The organism is Actinomyces faecalis (genome assembly GCF_013184985.2).
Lineage (GTDB): Bacteria > Actinomycetota > Actinomycetes > Actinomycetales > Actinomycetaceae > Actinomyces > Actinomyces faecalis.
In genome coordinates this window covers 2,456,767-2,470,934 of record NZ_CP063418.1, presented here as the reverse complement: position 1 = coordinate 2,470,934, position 14,168 = coordinate 2,456,767, and the positions used below count along the sequence as shown (strand labels likewise).

Here is a 14,168-nt window from a genome sequence, read left to right as displayed (position 1 = left end):
GGCTTGAGGGGTAACAGCGTGAGGTGTGGGAGAGTGGGTGGGATGTCATCTCGCCACGTCTCCCTCCCACCCCGCCGTAGACAGGGTCCGGCGCGCCGTGCGGGGCTGGGCCTGGTGGGAGTCGTGATGGGCGTGTGCGTGCTCACCGTCCTGGTTGGCCTAGCGGCTGTCCTCGTCCTCCCCCACGACGACGGCGCAGGTGAGGTCGAGCCCGCGGGCTCGGCTCCGGCCCCGGTGACCCTGGACATGACGGGATTCGACGCCGAGCACATCATTGACGATGAGGTCTTCTACGACTCAGCGGCAATGGACGGGCAGGAGGTCGCGGACTTCATCGCGCGTGTCAATGACGGCTGCCGCAGCGGTCAGGACGGCACCGTATGCCTGGCCTCAGCCACCTTCACCAGTGAGGACCGTGAGCCGACGCCGGCCTGCCCAGGCGGCTACACCGGGGCGCAGGACGAGAGCGCGGCGCAGATCGTGTCCAAGGTCGCCTCCTCCTGCGGTGTCAACCCGCAGGTGCTGCTGGTCCTGCTGCACAAGGAGCAGGGCCTGCTCACCGCCTCGGGGCAGACCCTCACCTCCTGGGACTATGAGGCCGCCACCGGCTACGCCTGCCCAGACGGCGCGGCCTGCGACCCGCAGTGGGCGGGTTTCTTCCGCCAGGTCTACGGGGCGGCCTCCCAGTTCCAGCGCTACCGCCTCTCGCCGGGCTCCTACCAGGTGGTGGCGGGTGTACCGACCCAGGTGGCCTACTCGCCGTCGGCCGGGTGCGGCGGCGCGGAGCTGACGGTGCGCAACCAGGCCACAGCCGGCCTGTACGACTACACCCCCTACCAGCCCAATGAGGCCGTGGCCTGGGGAGGGGACGGCTGCTCGAGCTGGGGCAACTGGAACTTCTACGGCTATTTCCGCACGTTCTTCGGGGACCCCACGCCCTCGACCCCCTGAGCCCAGCCCCGGGTCAGTGGGCCTGCGGCACGGGGTGGTCTGGGGAGGGACCTGGGACGGCCTGGGGCACGGCCCCGGCAGCATGTCAGTGCTCCGTGAGATCATCTCGCTATGGAGTGGCAGACGACGCTCGCGACAGTGTGGGTTGTCATTGAGTACGCGATCAAGATCGCGGCCCTGGGGACGGTGCCAGAGAACCGGCGCCCGTCCTCGTCAACGGCGTGGCTGCTGCTGATCTTCCTGCTCCCCGTCGTGGGGCTGCCGCTGTACATCTTCCTTGGCAGCCCCCGGGTCCACGGACGCCGCCGTGAGCAGCAGGAGGAGGCCAACGACGCCACGCTCAGGCTGACCAGCGGCCTGCCGGACGTGCCTGAGGGGGCTGAGCCCTCGGAGCACCTGGCCACCGTGCTGGCCATGAACCGGTGCCTGACGGGCCTGCCCTGCGTGACCGGCGAGGTCGTTGGCCTCCACGGTGACGCTGCGCCCACCTACGAGGCCATGGCAAGGGCGGTGGACCAGGCACGTCATCACGTCCACGTCGAGTTCTACATCCAGAGCTGGGACGAGGTCACTGACGTCTTCTACTCCTCACTGGAGCGTGCGGCAGCCCGTGGGGTCACGGTCCGTCTGCTCGTGGACCACCTGGGCTCGCGCAAGTACCCGGGGTGGCGCCGACTGGGGCGCCGGTGGGAGGCGGCCGGGATCCAGTGGCGGCTCATGATGCCGCTCCTGCCCCTCAAGGGACGATTCCGGCGCCCGGACCTGCGCAACCACCGCAAGCTGCTGATTATCGATGGTGAACGGGCCTTCATCGGCTCGCACAACATCATTGACCCCAGCTATCGGCTGCGTTCCAACATCCGGGCGGGACGCCGCTGGCACGACCTCAGCGTGGAGGTGACCGGGGAGGTCGTGGCGCAGGCGCAGGCTGTGTTCACCATGGACTGGTTCTTCGAGTCGGGTGAGGTTCTGCAGCAGGAGGAGTTTCTTCCGGCAGGTGCGGCCATCAGCTCCCAGGGAGGTCTTCAACGCAGGCCAGGCTGGGTTGTTGGCTCTCCTGCTCCGCAGCCTGGGCGTCCGGGGGCCGTGGTCAACGCGATGCAGATCATTCCCTCTGGCCCTGGCTACCCTACAGAGCCGAACCTGCGGATGTTCATCTCCCTCATCCAGAACGCCACCAAGCAGGTGTCCATCACCAGCCCGTACTTCATCCCGGACGAGGCCCTGCTCTCGGCTATCACGAGCGCCGCCTACCGTGGTGTGGACGTGGAGCTCTTCGTGGGGCTGGAGTCGGACCACCTCATCGTCAACCACGCTCAGCGCTCCTACTACGGGACCCTGCTGGCTGCTGGGGTGAGGATCTACCGTTACCCGGCGCCGACGGTGCTGCACGCGAAGTACATGACGATTGACGGTGAGGTGGCGGTGATCGGCTCGTCCAACATGGACTTCCGGTCCTTCACCCTCAACTACGAGGTCATGCTGCTGGCCTTCGGCGGTGACCTCGACGACCTCCTGCGTGAGAATGACGCCGTCTACCGTGAGGTCTCCACCGAGCTCACGGCCCAGGAGTGGGCCAAGGAACCGTGGCACCGTCGCTACGTTGACAACGTCTTCCGCCTGTTGTCTGCGGTGCTCTGAGGATCAGGCGCAGGTTGAGGCTGTGGCTCAAGCGCGTCATCTCCCAGCATCGCCCCTGGTGCGTTCATGGATTCTTGATCGGCTGGGGACCGAGGCTCCGTCTCAGGACTATCGCCTCGGCCACCGGACCTGGCCGCACCCGTCTCAGACTGGAGCCAGTGCGGTCCTGGGCTCCTCAGACCTTGGCCAGCAGCTTGCTGATCCGCTGCAGGCTCACCTTTCGGCTCGTTCCCAGCGTCTGGGCAAACAGGCTGACCCGCAGCTCCTCGATGAGCCAGCGCGCCTGGACCAGTACCGCCTCGCGCTCGGCATCGTCCGGCAGTCCAGCGGCCTTGGCGCGGGCCTTGGCCAGCATCTCCTCGGCCTGCGTGACCTGGTAGGCCAGCGCCGCGTCCTGCGAGGGCGATGACTCCGCTTTGTCCACCCGCACTGCCAGTGCCTGGAGGAAGCGCGGCAGGTGGACGAGCTCGCTGGCTGGCGTCGCTGAGACGAAGCCCGGGTAGACCAGCTCGGCGACGTGCTCACGCACCTGCTGCAAGGTCGACAGCAGCGCCAGGCTAGTGTGCGCCTCCACGGCCTTGCCCACCGCACGCTGCTCGCTGAGCACGCGCGCTACCACCTGCGCCACCCGGTAGATCTCGTCCTCCAGCCCTTGGCGCATGGCTGCGACCAGCTCCTCGAAGACCGCGCGCTCGCGGACCTGCGCCAGGTGCCGCCCGCTGTCACGCTCCCACTGGGCCGCGACTGCGCGTGCCGCTGCCAGCTGCAGGTCCGCCACGAGCGCCTCGGTGCTCGTGTACGGTGAGGCAGCCAGCACCAGGATCTCCTGGGGACGCCACCGGCTGGTCACCCGTGCCACCGGCAGCTGCGTGCGCGCCAGCGCCAGGGCTGTCACCCCCTCCCCGTGTGCCCGTTCCTGGGCCTGCGCGTCAGGCAGGATCGTCAGGTCCGCCGTCGATGCCCCCGCTGCCACGAGCGTGGGGTAGCCGCGCACCACGAGTCCCGCCGTCCCGGTGGACTCCACCGTCGCCGGGATCGTTGAGCGCTCCGGCCCGTCCAGCCCCGGGACACCCCGGGGCCAGTCAGTCAGGCCCCGGCGTTCCGCCAGGCCGCTGTGCAGGCCTGTGCTGGCCGGCCTCCCGGCACCTCCGGCACCCTGGTCGGGGATCCTGTCTCGTGGTGCTCCGGCGCCGGCTGACGATACAGCCCGGCTCCCAGCACTGCCGAGGGCGGCGCCGTCGTTGTCCTTGCGGCGAGCCTTCTTGCCGCGCCGGGTACGTGCGCGCTCGCGGTCCTGCGCCTCGGCCATCGCCTGGGCCAGGGCCCCGCGCACTACCGAGCGCACAGCGGCCTCGGTGCGCCCGGACAGACGCTTTTGCAGCGCGACCAGGTCCTTGCCCCGGCCGATCTCGCGCTCATGGGAGTCTAGGGCCACGAAGGAGACTCGCAGGTGGTCGGGCAGGTGATCCTCGGCCTCGGCCCAGTCGGCGTCCGTCACCTCGACCCCGCGCAGCCGGCCGACGGCGTTGGTGAAGGCCTCCTGGAAGCTCACCTGTGGGGCGCTCGCGCCCGCGGAGGCCTGGTGCTCCTCGCGCATGGCGGCCCACACCTGGGCGCCGACGTCCGGGGCGGGCACAAGCTGACGGCGCACCCGCTTGGGCAGTGCCCGGATCGTGGCCACGACGAGCTCGGGCCGCATCCCCGGCACCAGCCAGTCAAAGCCGGCCGGGTCCAACCGGCCTAGTACCTCGATGGGCACGAGCACACTCACCCCGTCGTCGGCCCGACCGGGCTCGAAGACGTAGTCCAGCCCGAGGGTGAGATCCCCCTGGACCCAGGTGTCAGGATAGCCGGAGGCGAGGTCCGCCTCGTCGGCCCCGGGCAGCAGCAGCTCACGGGTGTAGTCCAGCAGGTGCGGGTTGCGGCTCCTCTCCCGCTTCCACCAGGCGTCGAAGTCACTGGCGCCGGTGACCTCGTCAGGCACGCGGTCGTCGTAGAACCGGTACAGGGCCTCATCGCTGGCCAGCAGACCGTGCTCACGCCGGCGCTGCTCGACGTCGCTGAGCTCCTCGATGAGGTCCCGGTTACGGGTCACGAAGCCGTGACGGGCGTGCCAGCCTCCCTCGACCAGGCCCGAGCGCAGGAACATCTCACGCGCCACCTCGCGTGCTGCCGGCGTGCCCACCGAGGCCAGTGTGGCGGGCCGGTCAGCGGCCAGCGTCATCCCGTAGACCATGACCTTCTCATGGACCATGGCGCAGCCGTTCCTGGTGGACCAGTAGGGCTCACCGAAGACCTGGCGCAGCAGGCCGGCCTCGCGCGCGGTCTCCTCGACCCAGCGGGAGTCGACCTTGGCTACCGTCCGGGCGAAGAGGTGGCTGGTCTCCACCAGCTCGGCGGTCATCACCCAGTCATAGGTCTTGCGGCGCAGGCCTGATCCCGGCCAGATCATGAAGCGGGTGCCACGCGCACCGCAGTACTCCCGGCGCCGCTCGTCCCAGTGACCGACGTTGGACAGCAGTCCCACCAGCAGTGAGCGGTGGATGGCGTCGGCATCCGGGGTGTCCGCGCTCTTGCCCAGGGCCACGACCGCTGCCGCCACGTCCCCGTGCGCGATCTGCGCGGCGTGAGACCCAGGCTCCAGCGCCTCGCGTGCGGCGCGGATCGAGCGTGCCGTCGGCAGCTCCACCGGGGCGGCGTCCAGGCCTAGCGGCCGGGAGAGCTGGCGGAGCTGAGTGTGGACGTCCTGCCACTCGCGTACGCGCAGGTAGTGAAGGAACTCAGCCTTGCACATGCGGCGGAAGGCTGAGCCGGACAGCTCACGGCCCTGGGTGCGCAGGTAGCGCCAGAGGTTCAGATAGGTCAGGAAGTCACTGGTGGGGTCTGCGAAGCGTCGGTGCAGGGCGTCCGCAGCCTCCTGTCTGTCCAGGGGTCGCTCGCGTACGTCCTGGATAGACAGTGCCGCCACGATCACCATGACCTCACCCGCGCAGCCCAGCTCGCCGGCACGCAGCAGCATCCGGCCCAGGCGCGGATCGATCGGCAACCGGGCCAGGCGCCGCCCCACCTCGGTCAGGCGCGGTCCCCGGCCAGAGCCCTGACCACGCCCCGCCCGGCTGCTGCCAGCAGGCTCGATCGCGCCGATCTCGGTGAGCAGCTGGATCCCGTCACGCACCGCGCGGTGGTCCGGGGCGTCCAGGAAGGGGAAGTCCTCGACCGCGCCCAGGCCGAGGTTCGCCATCTGGAGGATGACGCTGGCCAAGGAGGTGCGCAGGATCTCAGGCTCGGTGTACTCCGGGCGCGAGAGGTAGTCCGCCTCGGAGTACAGGCGGATGGCGATACCGTCGGCCACGCGCCCGCAACGGCCCGAACGCTGGTTCGCGCTGGCCTGCGAGACCGGCTCGATCGGCAGCCGCTGGACCTTGGTGCGGTTGGAGTAGCGCGAGATGCGGGCGAGCCCGGGGTCGATGACGTAGCGGATACCGGGAACGGTCAGCGAGGTCTCGGCGACGTTCGTCGCCAGGACGATACGCCGGCACGAGTGCGCCTCGAAGACTCGGTGCTGCTCGGCTGCGGTCAGCCGCGAGTACAGCGGTACCACCTCAACCGCCCCGGGCGTGCGCGTGCGTCCGTCCACCGTGTAGCGCGGGCCCAGGTGGTCGATAAGAGCCGACTCGGTGTCCCGGATGTCCCGCTCGCCGGCGAGGAAGACGAGGATGTCACCGGGCCCGGTGGCCATGAGCTCGTCGACGGCGTCGAGGATTCCGGTTACCTGGTCACGGTCCTCGGTGGGGGCCTGGGAGCGCGGGGCGGGCCTGGTCTGCTGCGGTGCAGGCGCGGCCGGGGACGAGGATGCGCCAGCCTGGGCCAGCGGTCGTGAGCTGCTCGCGGCCGGGACGGAGGCGGCCGACGACGTCGCTGCTGCACCGCTGGTGCGGGCCTGCCCGGCCGCACGTACCTGCGCGCGGCGGGCGCGGGCAGCGGCACGCACGGCAGGGTCCGGAGAGGTCAGGGCCGCGAGCTCGGCGTCGGTGAGCTCACCGGCCGGTGCCGTGGCCATGGGGGCGGCGCCGGCTGCGGGCCGGGGCACGTGCTGCGAGGTACCGCCTGGCGCCAGGGAGTCCTGGACCTGGGGCTCGGGTGCGGTCAGCGCCTCCAGCTCGGCCTCGCTGAGGGCGTCGATGTCCGTCAGGGGTGAGGCGGGCTGGCTTGTTGCCGCAGGACGAGAGCCTGCGTCGACGCCTGGGACGTGACCACCGGCGTGCCGGTTGGGATCGCGCACCTCGCCCAGCCCGTCGTCGGCCAGCAGGGGGCGGTAGCGGATCTCGACGGGGTAGGTACGCCCGGAGACCTGGATGACAGGAGCGGGCACGCGGGCGGTGGGCTCAGTGCCCGCGTCGTCCGGGGCCGAGGTGGCTGCGCCGTCGTCCGTCCCGCTGGGGGCGCAGGCCTGCGCGCGTGGGCTCTCGCGAGTGATCTCCTGGGCGAAGTGGGCGGCAAAGCGCTCGGAGTCGATGGTGGCAGAGGTGATGATGACCTTGAGGTCCGGGCGCTGCGGAAGCAGGCGCGCGAGGTAGCCCAGGATGAAGTCGATGTTGAGGCTGCGCTCGTGGGCCTCGTCCACGATGATCGTGTCGTAGCGGCGCAGCATCGGGTCGGTCTGGATCTCGGCGAGCAGGATGCCGTCCGTCATGAGCTTGACCAGGGTGTTGGGGCCGGTCTCCTCGGTGAAGCGCACCTGGTAGCCCACCACGCCGTCGTGGCCGATCGCCGTGCCCAGCTCGTGGGCGATGCGCTCGGCCACGGAGCGGGCCGCGATACGGCGCGGCTGGGTGTGTCCGATCATCCCGCTGACCCCGCGTCCCAGCTCCAGGCAGATCTTGGGCAGCTGGGTGGTCTTTCCTGAGCCGGTCTCGCCGGCGACGATGACCACCTGGTGGTGGGTGACCGCCTCAGCGATCTCCTGGCGGCGTGCTGAGACGGGAAGCTCTTCCGGGTAGACCAGGGCTGGCACGCTCGCGGCGCGTGCAGCCAGCTGCTCGGGGGTGAAGCCGGGCCAGGAACGGCGGCCACGGTCCCTCCCGCGCCCGGTGTGCCTACGGCCGCGTGAGGACCGGCACTCGCGGCCAGGTCTCGGGATGTCCTCAGAGTCTGGGGCGGGGGAGGTGGTTGCCTCGGTGTGGACGGCGGTGGTCCCGGCGTCGGAGGGTGTCGTCTCAGTGCTCATACCGGCAGCCATTGTCCCCCATGGCCTACCCCGTGGCACCGGTGAGACCTGGCCTTCGCCTGGGGGCGTACGTGCTTGTGGGGATGCGGGTGCGTGAGTGTGGCGGCGTGCCTGTGGTGCGGTGAGCGGTAGGCGGCCAGTGGTGATGGGGCATGACGTCAAGGCGTCGTGAGCTCCTGTGCCGGAGGTAGGAGGGCTAGAAGTCGTGACGGGAGGTGCGGACGGGGTAATGATGGGGCCATGGACGATTCCCACGATGAAGCCGGTCCCGGCGCACCACTGAGCTGGTGGCGGCGGACCACCCACCTCCTGGGATGGGCGGTCACTGCGGTGATCTGCGGCGTCGGCCTGCTCAGCCTCGCCCCGGACCTGCTGGGAGGAGTCAACCCTGCCCTGCGCCTGTCCACGCGCGCACCCTTCACCCAGGTTCTGGCGGTGCGCAGCGCGCTGGTGGTCCTGTTCGCGGCGGTCGGCCTGGTCTTCGTGGTGCTGGCGCTTGTGGGAGCCTGGCGCCGGAGCCTGGGGCGCCGGCGCGCCGTCATCGCGGTTGTCCTCGTGCTCGTGGCCGGGACACACGCCTGGGTACTGGCAGACCGAGGCCTGCATCAGGATGACGATGTCAGGCCGGCAGTGGCCCAGGTGGTCAGCACCGACCCCAGCGACTGGGTAGGCAACCTGAAGGTCCTGTCCTTCAACACCTTCCAAGGACGAGCCAAGGCGATCGACCTCGCACTGGAGATGCGCAGGATCGTGCCTGACGTCGTCGTCCTGCTGGAGGCCACCGAGCAGCTCACCGACCAGCTGCTGGAGCTCACCGGCCAGGACGGCTTTTCCTTCACGGTCTTCACCGCCGGTGAGGCAGGCAGTGAGCTGACGACGACGGTTCTCACCTCCGCCGTGATCGGCCCCTATGAGCAGCACGATGCCCCCGGCATGGGGCATGGTGCGGTCTACCTGACACCAGTGGGTGGCAGCGAGCTCCAGGGACACCTGCGGCCGACACTTCTGGGAGTGCACACCGTCGCCCCTCTGCCCTCCACGATGGACCTGTGGGCCAGCTCCGTGGAGGAGGTGATCCAGCGCTGCCAGCTTCCTGAAGCAGGACTCGTGGTGGCAGGCGATGTCAACGCTACTCTGGACCATGCGGTCCTGCGCGACCTGGGCGGTTGCGTGGACGCCGGGGTCCAGGGTGGGGTGGGAGGTCTAGCGACCTGGCCCACTTCTACACGGACGGCGTGGTTCGGGGCGACGATCGACCACGTCTTGGTGGACCGCGCCAGCTGGCGCACGAGCCGGGCGGAGGTCGTGGAGGTGGCGGGTTCGGATCACCGGGCGCTGGTGGTGGATCTGACTGCGCGCTAGGGCGACGGGCTGCAGGCGATGAGGCGCTGGAGGCTGGACCGGGGCCCGGACACAGTGAGCTGGCTGGGCTGAGTCGTGTGGGAGGCGGGATAGTCAGCGCAGCCGCCACGCAGTCTCAGCGCAGCCGCCGTGCGAACCAGTCCAGGCCCAGCTGCGCCACCTGAGCCTGCGCCTCCTGCGCGTCCTCGGCGTGGACCTGGACGAGCTGGCTGCCGTCGCGCAGCAGTGCGAAGCCCTCGGTCGCTCCGGCGGTGGAGTCCGGGAACTCCTCGGTCAGTGCGCCGTGCAGCATGAGCACCGGCCAGGGAAGGTCTGCCATGAGCTGGGTGGGCTCCTGCAGGGAGACATCAGCCAGGGTCTGCTTGGACAGGACGTTCCACTGGCGGGAGTTGGGGTTGTCGTCCACCAGACGGGTCAGTCCGTGCCGGTCGAGTTCATCGAGCTGCTCGGGGGAGAAGACGTTCTCCCACAGGATCGACTGGGGGCTGACCACGGCTCCGGAGAGCACGACGGCACGCACGGGCTCGGGCCGGGCCAGCAGCACCGCCGTCGCCCCGAAGCCGTTGGCGTGCACGCCTTGGCGCGCGTACCCCAGGTCCTCCAGCCAGCCGCACACCGCCTGGAGGTCATCGCTCTCCCCTGCCAGGGTGACGATGTCATCATCGGACTCGCCCAGGCCGGAGAAGTCGAACTGGAAGGTGGCGTAGCCGGCCTGACGGTACCGTGCCGCGAGCTGGTCCAAGCGGTAGCCGAAGCCGTGGCGGTCGGTGAGGAAGTCGTGGACCAGGACAATGACGGCCTCGTGGCGCGCTGGAGCGGTGCCGCCCTCGCGCACAAGCCTGGTGAGCGTCTCCGGGTCAAGGTCGGGGACGCCGTCGGGCAGCAGGATCGTCCCGGACAGGCAGATGCCCCGTGCCGTGTCGATGCGGACGTCAGTCATGTATTCAACCTAGGACAGTGCGCGCTCATGGGCGATGGACCTGGGTCTTAGGCCTGCGGGATTGCGCTGGCAGCGTGATGTTCCCGAGGCTGCGTGTCTTGGTACTGGTCTGGAGGGTGCGGGGTTCGCTCCCATCTCCCGCTGGCCGCTACCTCTGAGCCATAGTCGCTACCCGCTGGTGCGTATGGCAGGGGTGCGAGCAAGACGGAGGGGTAGCGACGGCGACGGAAAGTCAATCGAATGGTTAGTTTCTCGCGGTATGGAGCGATTTGCGTCCGGGCCCTGGCATGAGGGTAAGGTCTGCCTCAACATCCATCCAGAGCGGCTGAGAGACCTGGCTCAATGACGCCGCAGCAACCCTCGTGCGGGGTGCTTCCGCCAGGACCGATGGAGAACATCATGTCGCACTCCCTGGCACAGCCAGATGCCCGCAGGACCGCACCGAGCCTGTCCCTGGAGCTCTTTCCGCCTCGCCCGGGCCGCTACTCCTCGCAGACCTGGGGCGCGCTCGACCGGCTGCTGGTGGCCCGCCCCGACTTCGTCTCAGTGACCTACCGGCCTCGCTTCGTCACGACGGTGGGCGGCCCCACCGCGGCAGCGGGCTCCCCGACGCGCCTGCACGTGGTGCGCGAGCACAACCCCTCAGAGGACGTCGTCGCCCACGTCCTGGCCACCTCAGACGTCCCTCTCATGGCGCACCTGACGTGCATCGGCTACCGCAAGGCTAACGTCGTCGAGATCGTCCGCCTCTTCCTCGACATGGGCGTGCGGCGCTTCCTCGCCCTGCGCGGGGACCCACCACGTGGTGTGGCGGCTGAGGACGTCGTCGGCGAGCTGCGGCACGCCGACCAGCTCGTCCGCGTCATCCGTGAGGTAGAGGCCGAGTACTTCGACGACGGTACCCGCCACGTCCAGATCGCTGTGGCCGCCTACCCTGCCGCTGTCGACTACGCCCGGGAGATCGAGGTGCTCGCCGCCAAGCAGGCAGCAGGCGCGGACCTGGCCATCACCCAGGTCTTCTACGAGGCCGAGGACTACCTTGCCCTGACCCGTGCCGCCAGCTACTGCGGCGTGACCATGCCGATCCTGCCCGGAATCATCCCGCTGACCGACCTGCGACGCCTCACCCGCCTGGAGGACCTGACCGGCGTGAGCGTGCCGGGCTCACTGGCCCAGACCCTGCGGTCGCGCCAGGGCGCCGGAGTAGTCACTGCCGGCATCGACGCCACCCTCCAGCTCGCTGGCGACCTCATCGAGGGAGGCGCCCCAGGCCTGCACCTCTACACCTTCAACCGCACGCGCCCCGCCCTAGACGTCATCTCCCAGTTCCGTCTGGGCGGTGTCCTCGATGGCGCGCGTCCTGACCGCTACACCCAGCGCGAGATCGCCCGCGCCTACATCAACGCCGTGCCAGGTTCCAGTGCGCGGTTGACCGGCCGAATGCCGGACGCGGCTCGGCCCTGAAGGGTGGTGGGCCCCGCCGCCGCGGGCCCGCCACCGGCCGATGCCGCAGAGGCTACGCCGCCTCGCCCGCCCCCATGCCGCGAGCACACCGCCGTCAACGACTGCCAGACAGGAAGACACCCCATGACCACCACCAACAGCCCCAGCGCCGTGCCAACCGCTGCCACGAGCTCTCGCATCCCCACCACGCCCTTGCCACCGGCTACGATCCTCGGCTACCCACGCATCGGCGCCAATCGTGAGCTCAAGCGCGCGGTGGAGTCCTACTGGAAGGGCTCGTGTGACCTGCCCACCGTGCGTCAGTCCGCCCGGTCCCTGCGCTCGGCTACCCGCGCCCACCTCCGTGACCTCGGCCTGGAGGGCCTGAGCGCCGTCCCGGCAGACTTCACCTACTACGACCAGGTCCTTCAGGTCACGACATCTCTGGGTGCCCTGCCCACCCGATTCGCCGACCTGCGCGGTCGCGCGGCTGAGGGTCACCCGGGCACGGACCTTGACGGCTACTTCACGGCCGCCCGCGGGCAGGGCGAGCGTGCCGCGCTGGAGATGACCAAGTGGCTGGACTCCAACTACCACTACCTCGTTCCCGAGCTCGACGAGCACACGCCCCTGGACTACGTGCCCGGCTTCGCCGCCGTCGACCCCACCGACGGCCCCGGTGCCCAGGTACTGGAGGCCGTGCGCGCCGGTGAGCAGGTGCCGCGCCCCGTCGTCGTCGGGCCAGTCACCTACCTGCTGCTGGCCAAGGCCTCTGACGAGGCCGCCCCCGGCTTCCACCCGCTGGACCGACTGACAGACCTGCTTGCCGCCTACGGCCACCTCCTGAGCGACCTGTGGGCCGCTGGTGCCCAGTGGGTCCAGCTTGACGAGCCGGCGCTGGTCTGTGACGCCTGGGACGTGCCCCGCCAGCAGGTGCTGGAGGCTACCCGCGCCGCCTACGCCTGGATCGGCGCGATCGCCGAGCGCCCCCAGGTACTGGTGGCCGGAACCTACGGATCGCTGGGGGACGCCCTGCCCGTCCTCGCTGCTACCGAGATCGAGGGCGTGGCCCTGGATCTGGTGGCCGGGCAGCGGCCGACGGCGCAGGACCTGCGGGCGCTCGGCGGCAAGACCGTGGTGGCTGGCGTGGTCTCGGGGCGCAATGTCTGGCGTACCGACCTTCAGGCTGCGCTGGAGCTCCTCGAGGGCCTGCGCCGTGACCTGCCTGAGGACGCGCCGCTGGTGGTAGGCACCTCCACCTCGCTCCAGCACGTGCCGCACGACGCCGAGCGTGAGACCTCGCTGCCGGCAGACGTGCGTTCGTGGCTGGCCTTCGCTGACCAGAAGGTCGCCGAGGTCTGTGTGCTGGCCCGTGGGCTCGCCCAGGGGCGGCAGGCGGTGGCGCAGGAGCTCGCGCTGGATGCCCGCCTGCGCGCTGAGCGGGCCGCCCACCCGGGCGTGAACCGGGCACAGGTGCGTTCCGCCGTCGCCGCCGTGAGCGCGGCTGACCGCCAGCGAGCACCCTATGCCGACCGTCAGGAGGCCCAGGCGGAGCGCCTGGGGCTTCCGCTTCTTCCGACGACGACGATCGGCTCCTTCCCGCAGACCTCTCAGATCCGCACCGCTCGGGCTGCGTGGCGCCGGGGTGAGCTCGACCAGGATGGTTACGAGCAGGCGATGCGTGACGAGATCGCCCGCGTGGTGGACCTCCAGGAGGAGATCGGGCTGGACGTGCTTGTCCACGGTGAGGCTGAGCGCAATGACATGGTGCAGTACTTCGCCGAGCTGCTCGACGGCTTCCTGACGACCGAGCACGGCTGGGTGCAGTCCTATGGATCACGGTGCACGCGGCCCTCGATCCTGTGGGGCGATGTGAGCAGGCCTGCGCCGATGACGGTGGCCTGGTCCTCCTACGCGCAGTCACTGACGGACAAGCCTCTCAAGGGCATGCTCACCGGGCCGGTGACGATCATGGCCTGGTCCTTTGTGCGTGATGACGTGCCGCGTGCGCTGGTGGCGGACCAGCTGGGGATCGCGCTACGCGCTGAGGTGGCGGACCTGGAGGCGGCTGGGATCGCGGTGATCCAGGTGGACGAGCCGGCGATCCGCGAGACGCTGCCGCTGCGCCAGGCTGACCGTGCGGACTACCTGGAGTGGTCAGTGGGCGCCTTCCGCCTGGCAACGGGTGGGGCAGGAGCCGCCACGCAGATCCACACCCACCTGTGCTACTCCGAGTTCGACGTCGTGATTGACGCGGTGGACCACCTGGACGCTGACGTCACCTCGATCGAGGCCTCGCGCTCGCGGATGGACATTCTGCCGGCGGTGGCTGAGCACGGTTTTGAGCGGCAGCTGGGACCGGGCGTGTGGGACATCCACTCTCCTCGCGTGCCAAAGGCGGACGAGTGCGAGGAATTGCTGGAGCGTGCCGTGGCGGCGCTGGGCATTGGGCAGCTGTGGGCCAACCCGGACTGTGGGCTCAAGACGCGGGGGTATGAGGAGACGGTGGCGAGCCTGCGACACCTGGTGGAGGCTGCTCAGCGAGTGCGCGCGCGGCACTGAGCCCTGTTGTGGGGCTGGTGTCGCTGGTTACCCGAAGAGTCT

General features: G+C 69.9%; 7 protein-coding genes and 1 riboswitch. Of the genes, 5 read left to right on the top strand and 2 right to left on the bottom strand.

Going from position 1 to position 14,168, the window contains the following annotated elements; genetic code table 11:
* The first annotated feature begins 42 nt into the window (after window positions 1–42).
* The gene (locus HRL51_RS10595; protein ID WP_244960174.1) at window positions 43–951 is read left to right on the top strand and encodes a hemagglutinin; all 909 of its coding nucleotides are present in this window, start codon (window positions 43–45) and stop codon (window positions 949–951) included.
* Window positions 952–1,062: 111 nt separating this feature from the next.
* Window positions 1,063–2,592 (top strand): phospholipase D-like domain-containing protein, encoded by a 1,530-nt coding sequence (locus HRL51_RS10590; RefSeq protein ID WP_172191746.1) that lies wholly within the window; start codon window positions 1,063–1,065, stop codon window positions 2,590–2,592.
* Between the two features lie 175 nt (window positions 2,593–2,767).
* Here HRL51_RS10590 and HRL51_RS10585 read toward each other — a convergent pair whose 3' ends face one another.
* Window positions 2,768–7,819, bottom strand: coding sequence for a DUF3418 domain-containing protein (locus HRL51_RS10585; RefSeq protein ID WP_244960173.1), 5,052 nt, complete (start codon window positions 7,817–7,819; stop codon window positions 2,768–2,770).
* 240 nt (window positions 7,820–8,059) lie between these two features.
* Here HRL51_RS10585 and HRL51_RS10575 point away from each other — a divergent pair, with 240 nt between their 5' ends.
* Window positions 8,060–9,181 carry an endonuclease/exonuclease/phosphatase family protein gene (locus HRL51_RS10575; RefSeq protein WP_172191744.1) on the top strand — a complete coding sequence of 374 codons (1,122 nt, stop codon included), beginning with the start codon at window positions 8,060–8,062 and terminating at the stop codon, window positions 9,179–9,181.
* A gap of 115 nt (window positions 9,182–9,296) precedes the next feature.
* Here the strand turns inward: HRL51_RS10575 and HRL51_RS10570 are convergent, their stop codons facing one another.
* Window positions 9,297–10,121, bottom strand: coding sequence for an alpha/beta hydrolase family protein (locus HRL51_RS10570; protein ID WP_172119242.1), 825 nt, complete (start codon window positions 10,119–10,121; stop codon window positions 9,297–9,299).
* A gap of 309 nt (window positions 10,122–10,430) precedes the next feature.
* Window positions 10,431–10,515: riboswitch (SAM riboswitch) on the top strand.
* Here HRL51_RS10570 and HRL51_RS10565 point away from each other — a divergent pair.
* Both HRL51_RS10565 and metE read left to right on the top strand, forming a co-directional pair.
* Window positions 10,509–11,585, top strand: a complete 1,077-nt coding sequence (locus HRL51_RS10565; protein WP_172191742.1) for a methylenetetrahydrofolate reductase — start codon at window positions 10,509–10,511, stop codon at window positions 11,583–11,585. (Overlaps the previous riboswitch by 7 nt.)
* Window positions 11,586–11,708: 123 nt before the next feature.
* Entirely contained in the window at window positions 11,709–14,126 is a 2,418-nt protein-coding gene (gene metE / locus HRL51_RS10560; RefSeq protein WP_172191740.1) for a 5-methyltetrahydropteroyltriglutamate--homocysteine S-methyltransferase, read from the top strand.
* The last annotated feature ends 42 nt before the right edge of the window (window positions 14,127–14,168 follow it).